Consider the following 18,933-nt stretch of genomic DNA (forward strand, 5'->3'; position numbering starts at 1 on the left):
CTTCTCCACCCATGAAAATCGCATTCATCGGCCAACAGGAATTCGGCAAAGCCACCCTGGAGGCCTTTTTGGCGCGTGGGGACGAGGTGGTGGGGGTGTTCTGCATGCCGGAAAAAGCCGGCGCCAAGCCCGATGCCTTGCGCGTGGCGGCCCAGGAGCGGCACCTGCCGGTGTTCCAGTTCAGCAGCCTGAAGAGCAGCTACGCCGAACACGCCATGCGGGAACTCAATGCCGACATCGGCGTCATGGCCTATGTGGTGCAATTCGCACCGCAGGCGTTTGTGAACATTCCGCGTTGCGGCACCATCCAGTTTCACCCCTCCCTGCTGCCGCGGCACCGTGGACCGTCGGCTATCAGCTGGCCGATTGCGCTGGGTGAAACCCACAGCGGCATCAGTATTTTTCGCCCGACCGACGGACTGGACGAAGGGCCGATTATTTTGCAGAAATCCTGTCCCATCGGGCCGGATGAAACGCTGGGTGAGCTCTACTTCAACAAGCTGTTCCCCCTAGGTGTGGCGGCCCTGCTAGAAGCGGCCGACCTGGTGACATCCGACCGGTACGAAGAACAGGCGCAAGATGAATCACAAGCCAGCTACGAAGGCTGGTACCACGAAGAAGAGTCCCGCATCAACTGGGCCAACCACCTGAACCAGGTCTACAACCTGATCCGCGCCTGCAACCCCGCGCCGGGAGCCTGGACCGTCCTCGACGGAACCCGTGTCTGGCTTTATGACTGCCACAAACATCCGGTGCGCGGCTTCTCGGGCGTGCGTGGCAAGCCCGGTGAAATCGCGGCCATCACGGAGGCCGGCCTCCTGATCAATACACATGGCGGGCAGATCGAAGTGTTGAAACTGCGCCCCGAAGGCGGCAAAAAAATGAATGCCGCCGACTTTGCGCGCGAGCGCAAGCTGCTCATTTCAGGCCACTAAGTCTGGCTCGCGGCCCCTTGGCGGACGCTGTCGACTTGGGTCGATAACCTATGGTCTGCTCGATCAGGGCCGCGCCGTCACTCATCAAAAAGCTCTTGAAGGCTTGCGCCACCGGGGTCAGGCGTTTGTTACGGCGATGCACCACATACCAGTGCAGCATCAGTGGAAAGCCCTGGACATCCAGCACCCGGAGGCTGCCGACCTGCAACTCGCGGCTGATGGTGTGCGCCGACAAAAAACTCACCCCCATGCCGGCGATCACGGCTTGCTTGATGGTCTCTGTGCTCTTGATCGCCATGGCGATGTTCAACTCGGCCAGGTGCGCGCCAAAACCCTCCTCCATGGAGCTCCAGGTGTCCGAACCTTTTTCACGCACCACAAACGGCTCACGCACCAGGCGCGACAGCGGAATGCGTTTTTTGGTGGCCAGCGGATGGTCGGGTGCGGCCACCACCACATAGGGATGGGGTGCAAAGGGTTCGTGCTCGGTGTCCATGTCCAGCGGCGGCCGCACCATGATGGCCAGATCGGTGAGGTTGTCCGTCAACTGGTCCAGCAACTCTTCACGGTTGCAGACGCCGAAGTTCAGGGTCACACCGGGGTGGCAGCGCGCAAATTCCACCAACAGGCGCGGAAAAAAATAGTCGCCGGCACTGATCACCGCCACGTTCAATTTGCCGCTGGAAATACCTTTGAATTGGGCCATGGCCTCTTCGACTTCCTTGAACTGCTGGATGATGATCCGGCTGGAGTGAAGCATTTCTTCGCCCGCAGGCGTGAGATGGATTTTTTTGCCCAGCTGCTCGAACAGCGGCAAGCCGGCGTGGTCTTCCAGTTTTTTGACCTGGATAGACACCGCCGGTTGTGTCAGGTGCAACTCTTCGGCAGCGCGTGAAAAACTCAGGTTGCGGGCCACGGCCTCGAACACCTTGAGCTGACGCAGCGTCGCATTTTTCACAGGACCCTCCATACATAATCTATCAGTTATGCATATTATCAAATACTTTAACTATTACTAATCATTCTTCTTCTCTACATTTGCGCTCAAGCCCGGTGCATCGCGCGCCGCCCTTGCCCTGAGAGCAATAGCCCAAGAGGAGAACTGCCATGCTCAACGCCCTGCTCGGCCAAACGGCCGAAGCCCATCGTCACGCATACAACGCCGCTTTCGAGGAACTCGGCCTGACCTGGTATTGGGATGCCGCGACCTATGCCCGTCTGCAGGCGCATGGCCGGAATGCGGTGCGTGTCTACCTTGAAACCGAACAAGCCCACCTGCTGCGCGCCTACGAGGCTGACTTTCTGATCGACGCCATCGAAGCTGCCCAGTTGCGCTGCCACACCAGCACAGTCGCCAACCGGCCCCGCCCTGCATCGCACAGTTGGATAAGCAACTCTTACGGCTGCGCGCCAGATGGCCCACGACAGCACGCATCAAGCAGTACACCGACGCACCGGCCAGCGTCGACTGCTTTGACCTGAAAGACCCAAATGCCAAACCATTGGGTGCGTTTCTCGGAAGGCAGCAACATTCACTTTGGAATCTTGCAAGGCGATCGCATCCGGGTCTGCGAGGGCGACATGTTTGCTTGTGCCGTCCCCACTGAGCGCTGGATGCCGCTGGCCGAGGTCAACTTGTTGACACCGGTTCAACCCAGCAAAGTCATCGCCTTGTGGAACAATTTCCGGGCGCTGGGCGAGAAACTCAAGCTGGCCGTACCGGCGGAACCGCTGTACCTGATCAAGGCGCCCAACACCTACCTGGCCCCGAACGGCACCATATGCAAACCGGCATGTGGCGGCAAGGTGGTCTTCGAAGGCGAGTTGGGCATTGTCATCGGCAAGGCCTGCAAGCTGGTCCCAGAAGGGGACGCCTTGGATCACGTGTTTGGCTACACCTGTGCCAACGACGTGACGGTTGCCGACATCCTGAACCGCGATGCCTCGTTTGCCCAATGGGTGCGCGCCAAAGGTTTCGATACTTTCTGCCCTTTTGGCCCGGTGGTGGCGACTGGCCTGGATCCGACGAAGCTGGTGGTCAAAACCATGCTCAACGGCGAGGTTCGCCAGGACTACCCCATCAGCGACATGCGTTTTTCCGTGCAACAACTGGTGAGTCTGATCTCCCAGGACATCACCCTGTATCCCGGCGACGTCATCCTGTGCGGCACCTCGGTCGGGGTGGGGTCCATGCCAACGGGAAGCACCGTCGAGGTGGAGATTGCCGGCATCGGCAGACTCAGCAATCGGTTCGAATAAATTTTATCGGGAGAAGTGCTGTGAAAATTGCGATTATTGGGGCCGGCGCCATAGGTGGCTACGTAGGCGTGAAACTGGCACTGGCCGGCGAAGACGTGACCTTCATGGTGCGAGGCGCCAACCTGGCAGCCATCCGCAAGAATGGAATGAAACTCATCATGCACGACGGCACCGAACACATCGCGGCCAACGTCAAGGCCAGCAACAACTATGCCGAAATCGGCCCGCAGGACATGGTGATCCTGGCGCTGAAAGCGCATCAGGTGGAAGCGGTGGCCGATGAGCTGCCCAAAATTTTCGGGCCAGACACCACGGTGGTGACCATGCAGAACGGTATCCCTTACTGGTATTTTCACAAACACGGCGGTCCCCATGAAGGCTGCCGGGTGCACAGCGTGGACCCGAGCGGCCTTCTCGTGGAAAAAATTCCGCCACAACGCGTGATAGGCTGCGTTGTGTATCCGGCGTCGGAACTGGTGGCACCCGGCGTGGTCAGGCACATTGAAGGTGACCGCTTTCCGGTCGGTGAACTGGATGGAACGACCAGCGAGCGGGTCACACGTATCTCCGAATATTTTGGCAAGGCCGGCTTCAAGGCCCCGGTACTGGACAACATCCGCGCGGAGATCTGGCTCAAGCTCTGGGGCAATCTCACTTTCAACCCCATCAGCAGCCTGGCTCACGCCACCCTGCTGGATATCTGCCAATACCCCTTGTCACGCGAACTGGCGGCCAGCATGATGCTTGAAGCGCAGGCCGTGGCCCACAAGCTGGGCATCGCGTTTCGCGTGACGCTGGAAAAACGTATCGCCGGTGCGGAGAAGGTGGGCAAACACAAAACCTCAATGCTGCAGGACATCGAAGCCGGCCGGGCGCCGGAGATCGATGCACTTGTGGGATCGGTCGTGGAACTCGGGCGCCTCACGCAGACACCCACGCCCCACATCGACACGGTGTATGCCCTGGTCAAGTTGCTTGCCAAAACCATGGAAGCCGAACATGGGCAGCTGCGGCTTCAGCCCGCCATCTGAGCCCCCGGCCACACCCTGGCTTGTTGATCGGACGTCAGCGTCTTCAGCTCGACCGGGCTGCCGTAGATCAGGCAAAGCGGACCCGGCTTCTTGACAGCAGTCAGAATGCCGCGGTTCCTTGATGTTGAGGACTGGTGCCACCGACAGTCCTGCGAGCCGGAAAAATCGACCAACGCCCGCAACGCACTTTCGGTTTGAGACGAGCCTCGCCGCGAATCATTTGCGGGTTCGGGCACAAACCGCCTTCACACGATTGCGCGTGAACGGCAGACACGCAGACCAACCCAAAAAACAGCCACCATCGCCTTTTCATGAGCTGTCGCGCCTGTGAAAATTGAGAAGCCTCCCCGACTTGAGGCACATACCCGTCGAACTGAAATTCATACTGTTGCGGACGGACTCGTTTTCTCTAGGGAATTACGCTATCCGGCCACCGTGTCCAGGACTCCGGACAAACCCCTAGCGCGACTCGAAAATTGGGCAAACTTGACCCTCGTCAAGAATTTTTCGCCCACTTGGTAACACCATACCGTTGTGATACGTTCCGGCCAGGGATTCACCAAGAAATCCCGGCCTCAACATCAAAGTTACCAAACACAGGAGACAAAGCGATGAAGACCCAACTTGCAAGTATCAGGAGTGGACTGACCGTGGCGGCGACAGGTGCCCTGGCCGCGGCGGCGCTGATGACGATGCCAGCCCATGCGGCCTGGGAGCCCACCAAGCCGGTCGAATTCGTGGTGCCTGCGGGTACCGGTGGTGGCGCCGACCAGATGGCCCGTTTGATCCAGGGCATCGTCATCAAGCACAAGCTGATGAAAGAACCCCTGATCGTTGTCAACAAGTCCGGCGGCGCCGGTGCCGAGGGTTTCCTGGAAATCAAGGGCGCCAAAGGCGATCCGCACAAAATCGTTGTCACCTTGTCCAACCTGTTCACCACACCGCTGGCAACCGGTGTGCCCTTCAACTGGCGTGACATGACACCCGTGTCCATGATGGCGCTGGACCAGTTTGTGTTGTGGGTCAATGCCGAGAACCCCGCCAAAAATGCCAAAGACTACCTAGCCGCCGTGAAAGCCGCCGGCCCCAATAAAATGAAGATGGGCGGTACCGGCTCCAAGCAGGAAGACCAGATTTTGACCGTTGGCATCGAGCGCGCCACTGGCACCAAGTTCATCTACGTGCCATTCAAAGGCGGCGGCGAAGTGGCTGTGCAACTGGTTGGCAAACACATCGACTCCACAGTGAATAACCCGATTGAAGCCGTCGCCCAATGGCGTGCGGGCCAGTTGCGTGCTTTGTGCGTGTTCGACGAAAAACGCATGCCTTACAAAACCAAGGTCACGGACACCCAGTCTTGGGGCGACATTCCCACCTGCAAGGAAGCGGGTGTGCCTGCCGACTACGTGATGTTGCGCGGCATTTTCATGCCACCGGGCGTCACCAAGGATCAGCTTGAGTTTTACGTCAACATGCTCAAGAAAGTCCGCGACACGCCCGAGTGGAAGGACTACATGGAAAAAGGTGCTTTCAACCAGACCGCCATGTCTGGCGAAGACTTCAGCAAATGGCTCGGCAGTGCCGAGAACATGCACCGGGACCTGATGAAAGAAGCCGGCTTCATCGCCAAATAAGGCCAGCCCCGCACATGCGGGGTTTGCACTGCGGGCCGGCCTTCTTGCGCTGGCCCGCCATTCGATCACCGTTCGCCCTGGCACAGGGCAACCAACTCAGCGGGAGTTCCTGATGGAGCCAAACCAAGAATCCGGCATGGCGCGTCGCACGGGCGTCGCCACCTATGTCGTCGAAGCCGTCGTCGCCTTATGTATCGTCATCATGGGGGCTGTGGTCCTTCAGGGGAGTCGCGCGCTGGGCTCAGGCTGGACCAGCGACGGCCCAGGCTCGGGCTATTTCCCTTTTTACATCGGCCTTATCCTTTGCATTTCCGGCGCCGGCACCCTGTACCAGGCCTTGTTTGGCAAAAACAAAAACACCGACATCTTTGTTGACGGCGAGCAGCTCAAACGCGTTTTGTCCGTGCTGTTGCCGGCCTTGCTTTACGTGCTGGTGGTCCAGTTCGTGGGCCTCTACGTCGCTTCGGCTTTTTACATCGCCCTGTTCATGATCATCCTGGGCAAGTTTTCCCGGATCAAGAGTGTGATCACAGCCCTCGTTGTGGTTGTGCTGTTTTTCTTCATGTTCGAGGTCTGGTTCAAGGTGCCTTTGTTCAAAGGCCAGTTCGATCCTCTGAGTTTCCTCGGCTATTGAGCCACGCTCACCCTGCATCAAGCCCATTGAAAAATTACTGACCGGACAATGACATGGAAGAACTAAACGCGCTTTTTCACGGATTCAGTGTCATCCTGACACCGATGAACATGGTCCTCATGTTTGTGGGCATCATTCTTGGTGTGCTGATCGGGGTGCTGCCCGGCCTGGGTGGCGCCAACGGTGTGGCCATTTTGCTGCCCCTGACCTTCACCATGTCACCCACCTCAGCCATCATCATGCTGTCGTGTATCTACTGGGGTGCGCTGTTCGGTGGCGCCATCACCTCCATCCTGTTCAACATCCCGGGCGAGCCCTGGTCGGTGGCCACCACCTTCGATGGCTACCCGATGGCGCAAAACGGACACGCCGGCGCGGCGCTGACGGCGGCGTTCACATCCTCCTTCATAGGCGCCTTTGTTGCCGTGGTGATGATCACCTTCCTGGCGCCTCTGGTCGCCAAGTTTGCCCTCAAGTTTGGTCCCCCCGAGTTTTTTGCCGTGTACCTGCTGACCTTCTGCAGCTTTGTCGGCATGGGCAAAGGCTCTCCGTTCAAAATCCTGGCCTCCATGGCCATCGGTTTTGCCCTGGCGGCCGTGGGCATGGATACGGTCACTGGCCAGTTGCGCCTGACTTTTGGCATTCCCGACCTGATGCGCGGCTTCGACTTCCTGATCGCCGTGATTGGCTTGTTCGGCATTGGTGAAATTCTGCTGTCGATGGAAGAAGGTCTGGCCTTCTCCGGTAAAAGCGCCAAGATCGATCCCAAGGTGGTGCTGGAAACCTGGAAGAAACTGCCGAAATACTGGATGACCTCCATCCGCAGTTCGCTGATCGGCATCTGGATGGGCATCACCCCTGGCGGCGCGACACCGGCCTCGTTCATGAGTTATGGCCTGGCCAAGAAAATGTCCAGGAACGGATCGAAGTTCGGCACCGGCGAAATCGAAGGTGTGATTGCACCCGAAACCGCGGCGCATGCCGCCGGCACCAGCGCCCTGCTGCCCATGCTGGCCCTGGGCATTCCGGGCTCGCCAACAGCGGCCGTCTTGCTGGGTGGTTTGCTGATCTGGGGCCTGCAGCCCGGGCCGCTGTTGTTCGTGGAGCAAAAAGACTTTGTCTGGGGTTTGATTGCCAGCATGTACCTGGGCAACCTGGTCGGTCTGATCGTGGTGCTGACCACCGTGCCTCTGTTCGCCTCCATTCTGCGTATCCCCTTCTCCATCATTGCACCGGTGATTGTCGTGATCTGCGCGATTGGTGCTTACACCGTTCACAACGCCATGCTGGACATCTGGTTCATGATGTTGTTCGGCGTGATAGGTTATCTCTTCAAGAAACTGGACTACCCGCTTGCACCGCTGGTCCTGGCCCTGGTGCTGGGCGACAAGGCAGAAGACTCCTTCCGCCAGGCCATGCTGGTGTCGCAGGGCGAGTTGTCCATCATGTGGTCCAACCCACTGGTAGGCGGCATCACCACGCTGGCCCTGGTCTTGTTGTTCTGGCCGCTGGTGTCCCGTGTGCTGGCCAAGATTCGCCCACCCAAGCGGCCTGAATTTGCGGCAGAACAGCCGGTCGACTGAGCACCCCTCCTTCAAACGCAAAAAGCCGGGTGGCAACACCCGGCTTTTTTCTTGTTTTGGACTGGCGCTAGCGCGTCAAATCTTGCCGCGCTGCTTGAGACGGCTCAGGGTTTCGGCCGAGAGGTTGAGGTAAGACGCCAACTCCTTCTTGGGAAGACGTTCGAACAGCTCCGGATGTTTGCGCACAAAACGTTTGACCCGCCCGGGCGCATCCAGCAGATGCAGCGTGATGGTGTGCGCCATGATTTCACTCATCAGGCGCATGACGTAATACTCGAAAGACTGCTTGATGTCGTAGTGGCGCTCCAGGAAGGCCACCCATTCCGACAGCGGCAACTTGACCACCCGCCCCTTGGTGACGGAGACGGTGCTGTAAGGTGTGGGGGTGCCCAGGCGCCAAGCCGCGTAGCTGGTTTCCATGTCGCGCTCGTCGGCAAACCTGAGGATCATTTCCTTGGCCTCCTGGTTGGTGACCACCCGTTTCAGGATGCCTTCCAGGATGAAATACTGCTCCATCTCATGCGCGCCCTGATGCAACAGGGTATCGCCTTTCTGGCAATCCACCACCACCAGATGAGACTCCAGCTCCGCACTCTGCTCCGCCGTCATCCCTTTCAGGACCAGGTTTTGCCCCAACTGGACGCGAATGATATTTCTTTCGGGATGGTTTTGTACGGACAACATGGCGACGTAAGGTTGAGCGGGATGCAGAATTCCTCTGTTTGAGAGAGGTCAAATGCAACAAAAATTGACCGTGGTCAATAGAGAAACCTGAATCGATTCCTATGATACCTCGACGGTGCTTAAGACACGTCTGGGCATAAGAGCGGGATGACACATCCACGCTGACAAGCCTTGACGCTGGTCGGCGCGCTTTTGAAACGCCAGCCCCATTGATCAACCTTTATCGAAGCCAAACGAAGAGACATTCACCATGACCAACGACACGCAATCACAGGAAACGACCGACGGGTTTCATCTTGTCATCGACGCGCTGAAGCTCAACGGCATCGACACGATTTTCGGTCTGCCCGGCATCCCCATCACCGACCTCACGCGCAAGGCGCAGGCCGAGGGCATTCGCATGATTTCCTTTCGCCACGAGCAGCATGCCGGCAACGCCGCCGCGGCCGCCGGTTTCCTGACGCAAAAGCCCGGCATCTGCCTCACCGTCTCGGCACCAGGCTTTCTGAACGGCTTGACCGCGCTGGCCAACGCCACCACCAACTGCTTCCCGATGATTCTGATCAGCGGGTCCAGCGAACGCGAGATCGTCGACCTGCAGCAAGGCGACTACGAAGAAATGGACCAGCTGGCCATCGCCAAGCCTCTTTGCAAGGCGGCTTTTCGTGTACTCCACGCCGAGGACATCGGCGTCGGCATCGCGCGCGCCATCCGCTCTGCCCTGTCCGGCCGTCCTGGCGGCGTCTACCTCGACCTGCCCGCCAAACTCTTCGCACAAACCATGGATGCCGCGGCCGGCAAACGTTCACTCATCAAGGTGGTGGACGCCGCACCGCGCCAGCTCCCTGCGCCCGATTCGGTCCAACGTGCGCTCGATCTGCTCAAGGGTGCCAAGCGTCCGCTGATCGTGCTCGGCAAAGGCGCCGCCTATGCCCAGTGTGATGCCGATATCCGCGCCCTGATCGAAAAGACCGGCATCCCTTATCTGCCCATGTCCATGGCCAAGGGCCTGCTGCCTGACACCCACGCGCAATCGGCCTCGGCCACCCGCTCGCACGTCTTGGCCGAGGCCGACGTGGTGATGCTGGTCGGCGCGCGCCTGAACTGGCTGCTGTCGCACGGCAAGGGCAAGACCTGGGGTGGGGCCAATGCCAATACCCGGCAGTTCATCCAGATTGACATTTCCCCCCACCGAAATGGACAGCAACGTGCCCATCGCCGCCCCGCTGGTCGGCGACATTGGTTCCTGCGTCTCGGCATTACTCGCCGGCATGGGCGCCGGCTGGGCCAAACCGCCAACCGAGTGGATCCAGGGCATCGCCGAGCGCAAGGACAAAAACCTGTCCAAGATGGCGGCCACCCTGGCGCTGAACCCCGAAGTCATGAACTTCCACAGCGCGCTGAACGTGATTCGCAATGCCGTCAAAGCGCGTCCGGACGCCATCGTTGTCAACGAAGGCGCGAACACCCTGGATTTCGCGCGCAGCATTGTCGACATGTACGAGCCACGCAAGCGCCTGGACGTCGGTACCTGGGGCATCATGGGTATCGGCATGGGTTATGCCGTCGCCGCCGCCGTGACCACGGGTAAACCCGTGATCGCCATCGAGGGTGACAGCGCTTTTGGTTTCAGCGGCATGGAAGTCGAAACCATCTGTCGCTACAACCTGCCGATCTGCGTGATTGTCTTCAACAACAACGGCATCTACAAAGGCACCGACGTGAACCCACGCGGCGGCGATGTGGCGCCCACGGTGTTCGTCAAGAACGCCCGCTACGAAATGATGATGCAGGCCTTCGGCGGTGTGGGTGTGCTGGCCAACACCCCTGCGGAACTGGCCAAGGCGCTGGAAGAGGCCGTGGCCTCGGGCAAGCCGACCCTGATCAACGCCATCATCGACGAAACCGCAGGCACCGAAAGCGGTCGCATCACCAGCCTGAATCCGCAAAGCGCGAAGAAGAAGTAAGCAAGTCACTATTTAAGGAGAAAGCAAAATGAGCAACAAACCACTCGCGGGCATCAAGATCATCGACTTCACCCACGTTCAGGCCGGTCCCGCCTGCACTCAGATGCTGGCCTGGTTCGGCGCTGACGTGATCAAGGTCGAGCGTCCTGGCTCTGGCGACGTCACCCGCAGCCAGTTGCGCGACATCGAAGGCGCTGACGCGCTGTACTTCACCATGCTCAACAGCAACAAGCGCGGCCTGACCCTGGATACGAAGAAGCCCGAGGGCAAGGCCATCCTGGAAAAACTCATCAAAACAAGCGACGTCCTGGTTGAAAACTTCGGACCGGGCGCGCTGGACCGTATGGGATTCACCTGGGAACACATCCAGTCACTCAACCCAAAAATGATTCTGGCATCCGTCAAGGGTTTCTCTGACGGCCACCACTACGAAGACCTGAAGGTTTACGAAAACGTGGCCCAGTGCGCAGGCGGCGCAGCGTCCACCACCGGCTACTGGAAGGGCGAGAACTCAGGCCCCACCATTTCGGCTGCCGCTCTGGGCGACAGCAATACCGGCATGCACCTGGCTATCGGTATTTTGACGGCCTATATCGGCCGCCAGCAGACTGGCAAGGGCCAAAAAGTCGCCGTGTCCATGCAGGACAGTGTGCTCAACCTGTGCCGCGTCAAAATGCGCGACCAGTTGCGTCTGGACAACCTTGGCTACCTGGAAGAGTACCCGCAATACCCGCATGAAATGGAAGCCTTCAAAGACGGCGTGGTGCCGCGTGGCGCCAATGCCGGCGGTGGCGGACAACCCGGCTGGATTTTGAAGTGCAAGGGCTGGGAAACCGACCCCAACGCTTACATCTATTTCACGGTTCAGGGCCACGCCTGGGAGCCGATCTGCGACGCACTGGGCAAACCCGAGTGGAAAACCGACCCCGCCTACACCACGGCCAAAGCACGCCAGCCGCACATCATGGACATCTTCGCCACGATTGAGGCATTCATCGCTGACAAGACCAAGTTCGAAGCCGTGGACATCTTCCGCAAGTTTGATATTCCTTGCGCGCCCGTGTTGTCGATGAAGGATTTGTTGCATGACGAATCCTTGCGCGCCAGTGGCTCCATCGTTGAAGTACCGCACAAAGTGCGCGGTAGCTATTGGACAGTGGGCAGCCCGATCAAGTTCTCTGACACCAAGCCCGAAGTAACGGCATCGCCGCTGCTGGGCGAACATACCGACGAAGTTCTCGCCGAACTCGGCTACAGCAAGGACCAGATCGCGACCATGCATGCTGCAAAAGCCGTTTGACCAAGCTCATGTGATACACCGGTCTTCATGACTCGCAAAGACGGCGTTCAGATTGGACGCCGTCTTTGTTTAAGGCCCCGCCAGCCTATTTATTGGCCAGCACCAGGAGTGGACTTATGCAAACAACAACCGACCTGAAACAACTTGTCGAGGCCGTGGGTGATGCCATCGTCGCCTCCGACGCCAGCGGCGCCATCACCCTGTGGAACCCGGCGGCCCAGCGCATGTTTGGCTTCACGGAAGAGGAAGCTTTGGGCCAATCGCTGGACCTGATCATTCCGCAACGCCAGCAGCAGCGCCATTGGGACGGTTACCACAAGACCATGGCGACCGGTAAAACCCGTTACGGCAACGACGTTTTACGGGTGCCGGCCGTGCACAAGGACGGGCACGGGCTGTCCATCGCCTTCACCGTGGCCCTGCTACATGCGCCGGACGGCCAGGTTTCGGCCATTGTGGCGGTCATCCGCGACGAAACCAGCCGCTTCGCCGAGGAGCGCGGCCTGCGCAAACGCCTGATGGAGCTGGAAAGCCAGATTGCCCCCCAAGCTTCCCCCTTGTAACCCAGGCGGCAAAACCACCTCGCGGGCGCGATAATTAATATAGAGCTTGAACCGGCCGCCAAAACGGCAGGCGCCATGGCGAGAACCATGGTCAGGTAAGCCACTTCAACCCCAGCAGGAATTTTTCATGAGCAAAGCGTTAGACGGCGTTCGCATCCTTGATTTCACCCATGTCCAGTCGGGTCCTACTTGCACGCAACTGCTGGCCTGGTTCGGCGCCGACGTGATCAAGGTGGAACGCGCCGGCGAAGGCGACGCCACGCGCGGCCAACTTGCCGATATCCCCGGCGTGGACAGCCTGTATTTCACGATGCTGAACCACAACAAGCGCTCCATCACGCTCAACACCAAAAATGCCAAGGGCAAACAGGTGCTGGACGAACTCATCAAGACCTGCGACGTGCTGGTGGAAAACTTCGCGCCGGGCGCGCTGGACCGCATGGGCATGACCTGGGAGCACATCCACGCCATCAACCCGCGGATGATCGTCGCCTCGGTCAAGGGCTTCGGCCCCGGACCGTACGAGGACCTGAAGGTCTACGAAAACGTGGCTCAGTGCGCCGGCGGCGCCGCATCCACCACCGGCTTCGACGACGGCCCGCCATTGGTCACGGGCGCCCAGATCGGTGACAGCGGCACCGGCCTGCATCTGGCCTTGGGCATCGTGGCCGCGCTCTATCAACGCAACACCACCGGCCGTGGCCAGAAGGTGCTGGCGCCGATGCAGGATGCCGTGCTCAACCTGTGCCGGGTCAAACTGCGCGACCAGCAACGGCTGGAGCGCACCGGCACCATGCACGAGTACCCGCAATACCCGGACGGCAAGTTCGGCGACGCCGTGCCGCGCGCCGGCAATGCATCCGGCGGCGGCCAGCCGGGCTCGGTCCTCAAGTGCAAGGGCTGGGAAACCGACCCCAATGCCTACATCTACTTCATCACCCAGGCCGCCGTGTGGCCTGCCGTTTGCAAGGTGATCGGCGAGGAAGGCTGGATCACCGACGAGGCCTACGCCACAGCCGCCGCCCGCCTGCTGCATTTGAAGCCGATTTTTGCGCGTATCGAGCAGTGGACCATGACCAAGACCAAGTTCGAGGCCATGGACATCCTCAACAAATACGACATACCCTGCGGTCCGATTCTCTCGATGAAGGAAATTGCCGAAGAACCCGCACTGCGGGCCACCGGCACCATCGTCGAGGTGGACCATCCCACACGCGGCAAATACCTGACCGTGGGCAATCCGATCAAACTCTCGGACAGCGCCACCGAAGTCACACGTTCACCCCTACTCGGCGAACACACGGACGAGGTCTTGAGCCAACTCGGTTACAGCGCCGAGTACATCGCAGAACTGCGCACCGAACACGTCATCTGAGCCGGACATCCTTCAACGCCATCTTCGCCAGCCAGCAAGTAACAGCAAGCCCATGAACCACCCCATCATCCCCATCGCCGTCATAGAGGCCTCCACCAAGCAGCGAAAACGCCAGGCCCCCAAGGGCCGTCGCGTGGACCCTGAGGCCCTGGCCGATGTACAAGGCCTGCTGGGCAACGCGTCGCGCCAGCCGGATTTGCTGATCGAACACCTGCATAAGATCCAGGATCGCTTCGGCCACCTGTCGGCCGCCCACCTGGCGGCGCTGGCGCAGGAAATGCGTATGGCGCAGACCGAGGTCTATGAGGTCGCCACCTTCTACCACCACTTCGACGTGGTCAAGGAAGGCGAAGCCGCGCCGGCAGCGCTCACCGTGCGGGTGTGTGATGGCCTGTCCTGCGAAATGGCCGGTGCGCAAGACCTGCTGGCCAAACTCCCGACCCTGCTGGGCCGCGAAGTCCGGGTCATCGCCGCCCCCTGCATTGGGCGTTGCGAGCAGGCGCCGGCCGTGGTGGTAGGTCAAAACCCGGTGCCGAATGCGAGCTGCGAGGCCGTTGTGGCCACCGTCGCGGCAGGCGCCGTCAAACATGTGCCTGAGGGTTTTGTGGACTTCGTCGCTTACCAGGCTGCTGGCGGTTACACCCTGCTCCAGCAATGTGTCTCAGGCAAACAGGATGTCGAGGCGGTCATCAAGACCATGGAAAATTCCGGCCTGCGTGGGCTGGGCGGCGCTGGTTTTCCCTCGGGCCGCAAATGGCGCATCGTCAAGGCCGAACAAGGTCCACGCCTGATGGCCGTCAACATCGACGAAGGCGAGCCCGGCACCTTCAAGGACCGCGTGTATCTGGAACGCGATCCGCACCGTTTCCTCGAAGGCATGTTGATCGCCGCCTGGGCCGTCGGCATCGAGAAAATTTACGTTTACCTGCGTGACGAATACCACGGCTGCCGCACCATGCTGGAAGCTGAACTGGCCAAGCTTCGGCAGTCGCCGTTGATGGCCGGCCTGCCGGACATCGAGCTGCGCCGCGGCGCCGGCGCCTACATCTGCGGCGAAGAGTCGGCAATGATCGAGTCCATCGAGGGCAAACGCGGCATGCCGCGTCTGCGCCCGCCTTATGTGGCGCAGGTCGGCCTGTTTGGCCGTCCGACCCTGGAACACAACTTCGAAACCCTGTATTGGGTACGTGACATCCTGGAAAAAGGCGGCGAATGGTTTGCCTCGCACGGCCGCAACGGGCGCAAGGGTTTGCGCTCGTTCTCCGTGTCCGGCCGCGTGAAAGAACCCGGCGTCAAGCTGGCACCCGCCGGCATCACCATCCAGGAACTGATCGACGAACACTGCGGCGGCATGCTCGATGGCCACAAGTTCTACGCCTACCTGCCGGGTGGCGCCTCGGGTGGCATCCTGCCGGCCACCATGAACGACATCCCGCTGGACTTCGACACCTTGCAACCGTATGGCTGTTTTATCGGCTCCGCCGCCGTGATGGTCTTGTCCGACCAGGACACGGCCACCGCCGCGGCGCGCAACATGATGCGGTTTTTCCACCACGAGTCCTGCGGCCAGTGCACACCCTGCCGCGTCGGCACCGCCAAGGCGGCGCACCTGATGGAGCAGCCCAAATGGGACCTCGCCCTGCTGGCCGACTTGTCACAGGTCATGCGTGACGCATCGATTTGTGGCCTGGGCCAGGCCGCGCCCAATCCCATGGACTGCGTAGTCAAATATTTTCCGAATGAACTGAACTGAGAGAGCACGATGAACGCGATCACCCGACAAGAACTCGCCGAACTCGACGCGCCGCTCGTGAGTTTCAGCCTCAATGGCCGTGAAGTGACAGGCCGCGCCACCGAATCCCTGCTGCAGGTGGCCCAGCGCGAAGGGGTGGAAATCCCCCACCTTTGTTACAAGGAAGGTTTGGAAGCGGTCGGCAACTGCCGCTCCTGCATGGTTGAGATCAACGGCGAACGTGTGTTGGCGCCTTCGTGCTGCCGGGCGCCGACCGCCGGCATGAAAGTCATCACCAACAGCGAACGCGCCGTGGCCTCGCAAAAAATGGTGCTGGAGCTGCTGCTGTCCGACATGCCCGAGAAGGACTACACCCGCCACAACGAGGTAGACCAGTGGGCCGCCAAAATTGGTGTCGGCAAGCCCCGTTTCGAAGCGCGCCAGCAGGTGCGCCAGGACTTGTCGCACCCGGCCATTGCCGTCAACCTCGACGCCTGTATCCAGTGCACCCGTTGCCTGCGCGCCTGCCGCGACGAACAGGTCAACGACGTGATCGGCCTGGCCTTTCGCGGCGACCAGGCCAAGATTGTGTTCGACATGGACGACGCCATGGGCGCCTCCACCTGCGTGGCCTGCGGCGAATGTGTACAGGCCTGCCCCACCGGCGCGCTGATGCCGGCACGCGAGGCCGCACTGGCCGTGCCTGACAAACAGGTGGCCTCGGTCTGTCCTTATTGCGGCGTCGGCTGCCAGCTGACCTACAACGTCAAGGACGACAAGATTCTGTTTGTCGAAGGCCGCGACGGCCCGTCCAACCATGGCCGGCTCTGCGTCAAAGGCCGTTACGGCTTTGACTACGCCCACCATCCGCAGCGCCTGACAACACCGCTGATACGCCGCACCGGCATGCCCAAAACCGGCGACTTCAGCATGGACCCGGACCGCGTGATGGACGTGTTCCGCGAAGCCAGCTGGGAAGAAGCGCTGGAGTTCGCCGGCGGCAAACTCGCCGCCATCCGCGACCAGCATGGCAAAAAATCGCTGGCCGGTTTCGGTTCCGCCAAGGGCAGCAACGAAGAGGCCTACCTGTTCCAGAAGCTGGTGCGCACCGGCTTCGGCAGCAACAACGTGGACCATTGCACCCGTTTGTGCCACGCCTCCTCGGTCGTAGCCTTGCTCGAAGGCATAGGTTCGGGCGCCGTGTCCAACCCGGTGATGGACGTGACCAAGGCCGAGGTGATTGTCATCATTGGCGCCAACCCGACGGTGAACCACCCGGTCGCAGCCACCTGGATCAAGAATGCCATCAAAAACGGCAGCAAGCTGCTGGTGCTGGACCCGCGCCGCTCCGACCTGACCCGCATGGCGCACCGCCACCTGCAGTTCAAGCCCGATACCGATGTGCCCATGCTCAACGCCATGATGAACGTCATCGTGACCGAAGGCCTGGTGGACCAGGCCTTCATCGACAGCCGCACCATCGGTTACGAGGAACTGCGTAAAAACGTCGAGGGTTACACGCCCGAGCTGATGGCGCCCATCTGCGGCATCGACGCCGACACGCTGCGTTACGTGGCGCGCCTGTATGCCACGTCCAAGAATTCGATGATCCTCTGGGGCATGGGGGTGTCGCAACACGTACACGGCACCGACAACGCGCGCTGCCTGATCGCGCTGGCGCTGATGACCGGCCAGATCGGCCGACCTGGCACCGGCCTGCACCCATTACGTGGCCAGAACAATGTGCAGGGCGCGTCCGACGCGGGCCTGATCCCCATGATGTTCCCCGACTACCAGCATGTGTCCAGCCCGGTCGTGCGCGCCAGCTTCGAAAAGGCCTGGAATGTGCCCGCCGGTTCGCTGGACGACACGCCAGGCCTGACCGTGGTCGAGGTCATGCACGCGATCAAGAAAGGCGGCATACGCGGCATGTATGTGCAGGGCGAAAACCCGGCCATGTCCGACCCCGACGCCAACCATGCACGCGAAGCGCTGGCGGCGCTGGACCACCTGGTGGTGCAGGACATCTTCCTGACCGAAACCGCCTATCTGGCCGACGTGATCCTGCCGGCCAGCGCCTTTCCCGAAAAAGATGGCAGCTTCACCAACACCGACCGGCTGGTACAAATGGGCCGCAAGGCCATCAACCCACCCGGCGATGCGCGCCAGGATTTGTGGATCATCCAGCAGATCGCCAAACGCATGGGCCTGGACTGGCACTACAACCACGTCAGCGAAGTTTTCGACGAAATGCGCCACACCATGCCCAGCATAGGCGGCATCACCTGGGACCGGCTGGAGCGAGAGCATTCGGTCACCTACCCCTGCCTGAAAGAAGGCGACCCGGGCCAGTCCGTGGTGTTTGTCGACGACTTCCCGCGCGAGACCGGGCGTGCCCGCTTTGTGCCGGCCGACATCATCCCGGCCAACGAGCGGCCCGACACCGAGTACCCCCTGGTGCTGATCACCGGCCGCCAGCTTGAACATTGGCACACCGGCAGCATGACGCGACGCGCGACGGTGCTGGACGCCATCGAGCCCGATCCGGTGGCACTGGTGCACCCGCTGGACCTGGCGGCCCTGGGCGGCAAGCCGGGTGACGTGGTGACCATTGAGTCCCGCCGCGGCAAGGTCGCGCTGTATGCGCGCGCCGACGAAAGTTCGCCGCGCGGCGCGGTGTTTGTGCCCTTCTGCTACTACGAGGCCGCCATCAACAAGCTGACCAACGCCGCACTCGACCCCTTCGCCAAGATCCCGGAGTTCAAATACTGCGCGATCCGTGTCTCGCTGGGCGGTGTGCCGCCGGTGCAGGACAGCTACGGCGGTGGCCAGGCGCTGGCAAACGCGATCGCACTGGCTGGCGTCTAGACGGCCAGGCCCGCGGTCTAACCGTGGGCCTGGCGCGAATCGGCGGGGGCCTGCTCGCGTTCCTTGAGCCCGTAGTCGCGCGTCACTTCGGCGATACGCAGCCGGTAATCCCTGAACATGGTGCTGCGGCCCGCGTGTTGGGCCGCGCGGTGCGCCTCCAGATTGCGCCAGGCCGTCAGGCAGGCGTCGTCGCGCCAGAACTGCAGGGACAGCAGCTTGTCGGGCTCGGAAAGGCTCTGGAAGCGCTCGATGGAAATAAAACCGTCCATCTTCAGCAGCTCGGTTTTCAGCTCGGCCGCCCAGTTCAGGTAACCCTCGCGGTGCGCCGGGTCAGGCCAGACTTCAAAAATCACGGAGACCATGGGTGT

15 protein-coding genes and 1 pseudogene are annotated in these 18,933 nt (G+C 60.7%); 13 read left to right on the top strand and 3 right to left on the bottom strand.

The annotated features are described in order from the left end of the window. Positions 1-11: 11 nt before the first annotated feature. On the top strand, positions 12-935 hold the full coding sequence (locus ACHMXK_RS14570; RefSeq protein ID WP_397441268.1) for a methionyl-tRNA formyltransferase: 924 nt from the start codon (positions 12-14) through the stop codon (positions 933-935). Here the strand turns inward: ACHMXK_RS14570 and ACHMXK_RS14575 are convergent. Beyond that, positions 919-1,893 (bottom strand): LysR family transcriptional regulator, encoded by a 975-nt coding sequence (locus tag ACHMXK_RS14575; RefSeq protein WP_397441269.1) that lies wholly within the window; start codon positions 1,891-1,893, stop codon positions 919-921. The genes ACHMXK_RS14570 and ACHMXK_RS14575 overlap by 17 nt on opposite strands. Before the next feature lie 149 nt (positions 1,894-2,042). On the opposite strand from ACHMXK_RS14575, the gene ACHMXK_RS14580 reads away from it, so the two are divergent. From ACHMXK_RS14580 to ACHMXK_RS14605, 6 genes are all read left to right on the top strand, one after another. Further along, entirely contained in the window at positions 2,043-2,417 is a 375-nt protein-coding gene (locus ACHMXK_RS14580; RefSeq protein ID WP_397441270.1) for a hypothetical protein, read from the top strand. A 9-nt stretch (positions 2,418-2,426) separates the two neighbouring features. Further along, positions 2,427-3,194, top strand: coding sequence for a fumarylacetoacetate hydrolase family protein (locus ACHMXK_RS14585; protein WP_397441271.1), 768 nt, complete (start codon positions 2,427-2,429; stop codon positions 3,192-3,194). 20 nt (positions 3,195-3,214) lie between these two features. Continuing rightward, positions 3,215-4,225 (top strand): 2-dehydropantoate 2-reductase, encoded by a 1,011-nt coding sequence (locus ACHMXK_RS14590; RefSeq protein WP_397441272.1) that lies wholly within the window; start codon positions 3,215-3,217, stop codon positions 4,223-4,225. Between the two features lie 611 nt (positions 4,226-4,836). Continuing rightward, positions 4,837-5,859, top strand: coding sequence for a Bug family tripartite tricarboxylate transporter substrate binding protein (locus tag ACHMXK_RS14595; protein WP_397441273.1), 1,023 nt, complete (start codon positions 4,837-4,839; stop codon positions 5,857-5,859). A 112-nt stretch (positions 5,860-5,971) separates the two neighbouring features. Then, a complete protein-coding gene (locus ACHMXK_RS14600; RefSeq protein WP_397441274.1) occupies positions 5,972-6,493 on the top strand; it encodes a tripartite tricarboxylate transporter TctB family protein in 522 nt (173 codons plus the stop codon). A 53-nt stretch (positions 6,494-6,546) separates the two neighbouring features. Next, positions 6,547-8,076 carry a tripartite tricarboxylate transporter permease gene (locus ACHMXK_RS14605; protein ID WP_397441275.1) on the top strand — a complete coding sequence of 510 codons (1,530 nt, stop codon included), beginning with the start codon at positions 6,547-6,549 and terminating at the stop codon, positions 8,074-8,076. Positions 8,077-8,151: 75 nt separating this feature from the next. Here the strand turns inward: ACHMXK_RS14605 and ACHMXK_RS14610 are convergent, their stop codons facing one another. Then, entirely contained in the window at positions 8,152-8,760 is a 609-nt protein-coding gene (locus ACHMXK_RS14610) for a Crp/Fnr family transcriptional regulator (RefSeq protein WP_397441276.1), read from the bottom strand. Between the two features lie 250 nt (positions 8,761-9,010). Between ACHMXK_RS14610 and oxc the strand changes: the two are divergent. The 6 genes and pseudogenes from oxc to fdhF all read left to right on the top strand — a co-directional run bounded on the left by oxc (position 9,011) and on the right by fdhF (position 18,565). Next, positions 9,011-10,727, top strand: a pseudogene (oxc, locus tag ACHMXK_RS14615) (oxalyl-CoA decarboxylase). Positions 10,728-10,755: 28 nt separating this feature from the next. Further along, positions 10,756-12,027 carry a formyl-CoA transferase gene (gene frc / locus ACHMXK_RS14620; RefSeq protein WP_397441277.1) on the top strand — a complete coding sequence of 424 codons (1,272 nt, stop codon included), beginning with the start codon at positions 10,756-10,758 and terminating at the stop codon, positions 12,025-12,027. 116 nt (positions 12,028-12,143) lie between these two features. Further along, positions 12,144-12,590: a PAS domain-containing protein gene (locus tag ACHMXK_RS14625; RefSeq protein ID WP_397441278.1), complete on the top strand. Its 447-nt coding sequence runs from the start codon at positions 12,144-12,146 to the stop codon at positions 12,588-12,590. Positions 12,591-12,717: 127 nt separating this feature from the next. Further along, a complete protein-coding gene (gene frc / locus ACHMXK_RS14630; RefSeq protein ID WP_397441279.1) occupies positions 12,718-13,965 on the top strand; it encodes a formyl-CoA transferase in 1,248 nt (415 codons plus the stop codon). Positions 13,966-14,017: 52 nt separating this feature from the next. Further along, positions 14,018-15,718, top strand: coding sequence for an NAD(P)H-dependent oxidoreductase subunit E (locus ACHMXK_RS14635; protein ID WP_397441280.1), 1,701 nt, complete (start codon positions 14,018-14,020; stop codon positions 15,716-15,718). A gap of 9 nt (positions 15,719-15,727) precedes the next feature. Next, complete coding sequence (fdhF, locus tag ACHMXK_RS14640; protein ID WP_397441281.1) at positions 15,728-18,565, top strand: formate dehydrogenase subunit alpha; 2,838 nt, start codon at positions 15,728-15,730, stop codon at positions 18,563-18,565. Positions 18,566-18,582: 17 nt separating this feature from the next. On the opposite strand, the gene ACHMXK_RS14645 is transcribed toward fdhF, so the two are convergent. Next, positions 18,583-18,927, bottom strand: coding sequence for an antibiotic biosynthesis monooxygenase family protein (locus tag ACHMXK_RS14645; protein ID WP_397441282.1), 345 nt, complete (start codon positions 18,925-18,927; stop codon positions 18,583-18,585). Positions 18,928-18,933 lie beyond the last annotated feature (6 nt).

The sequence above is a fragment of the Polaromonas sp. UC242_47 genome (genome assembly GCF_044452385.1).
Taxonomy (GTDB): domain Bacteria; phylum Pseudomonadota; class Gammaproteobacteria; order Burkholderiales; family Burkholderiaceae_C; genus Polaromonas.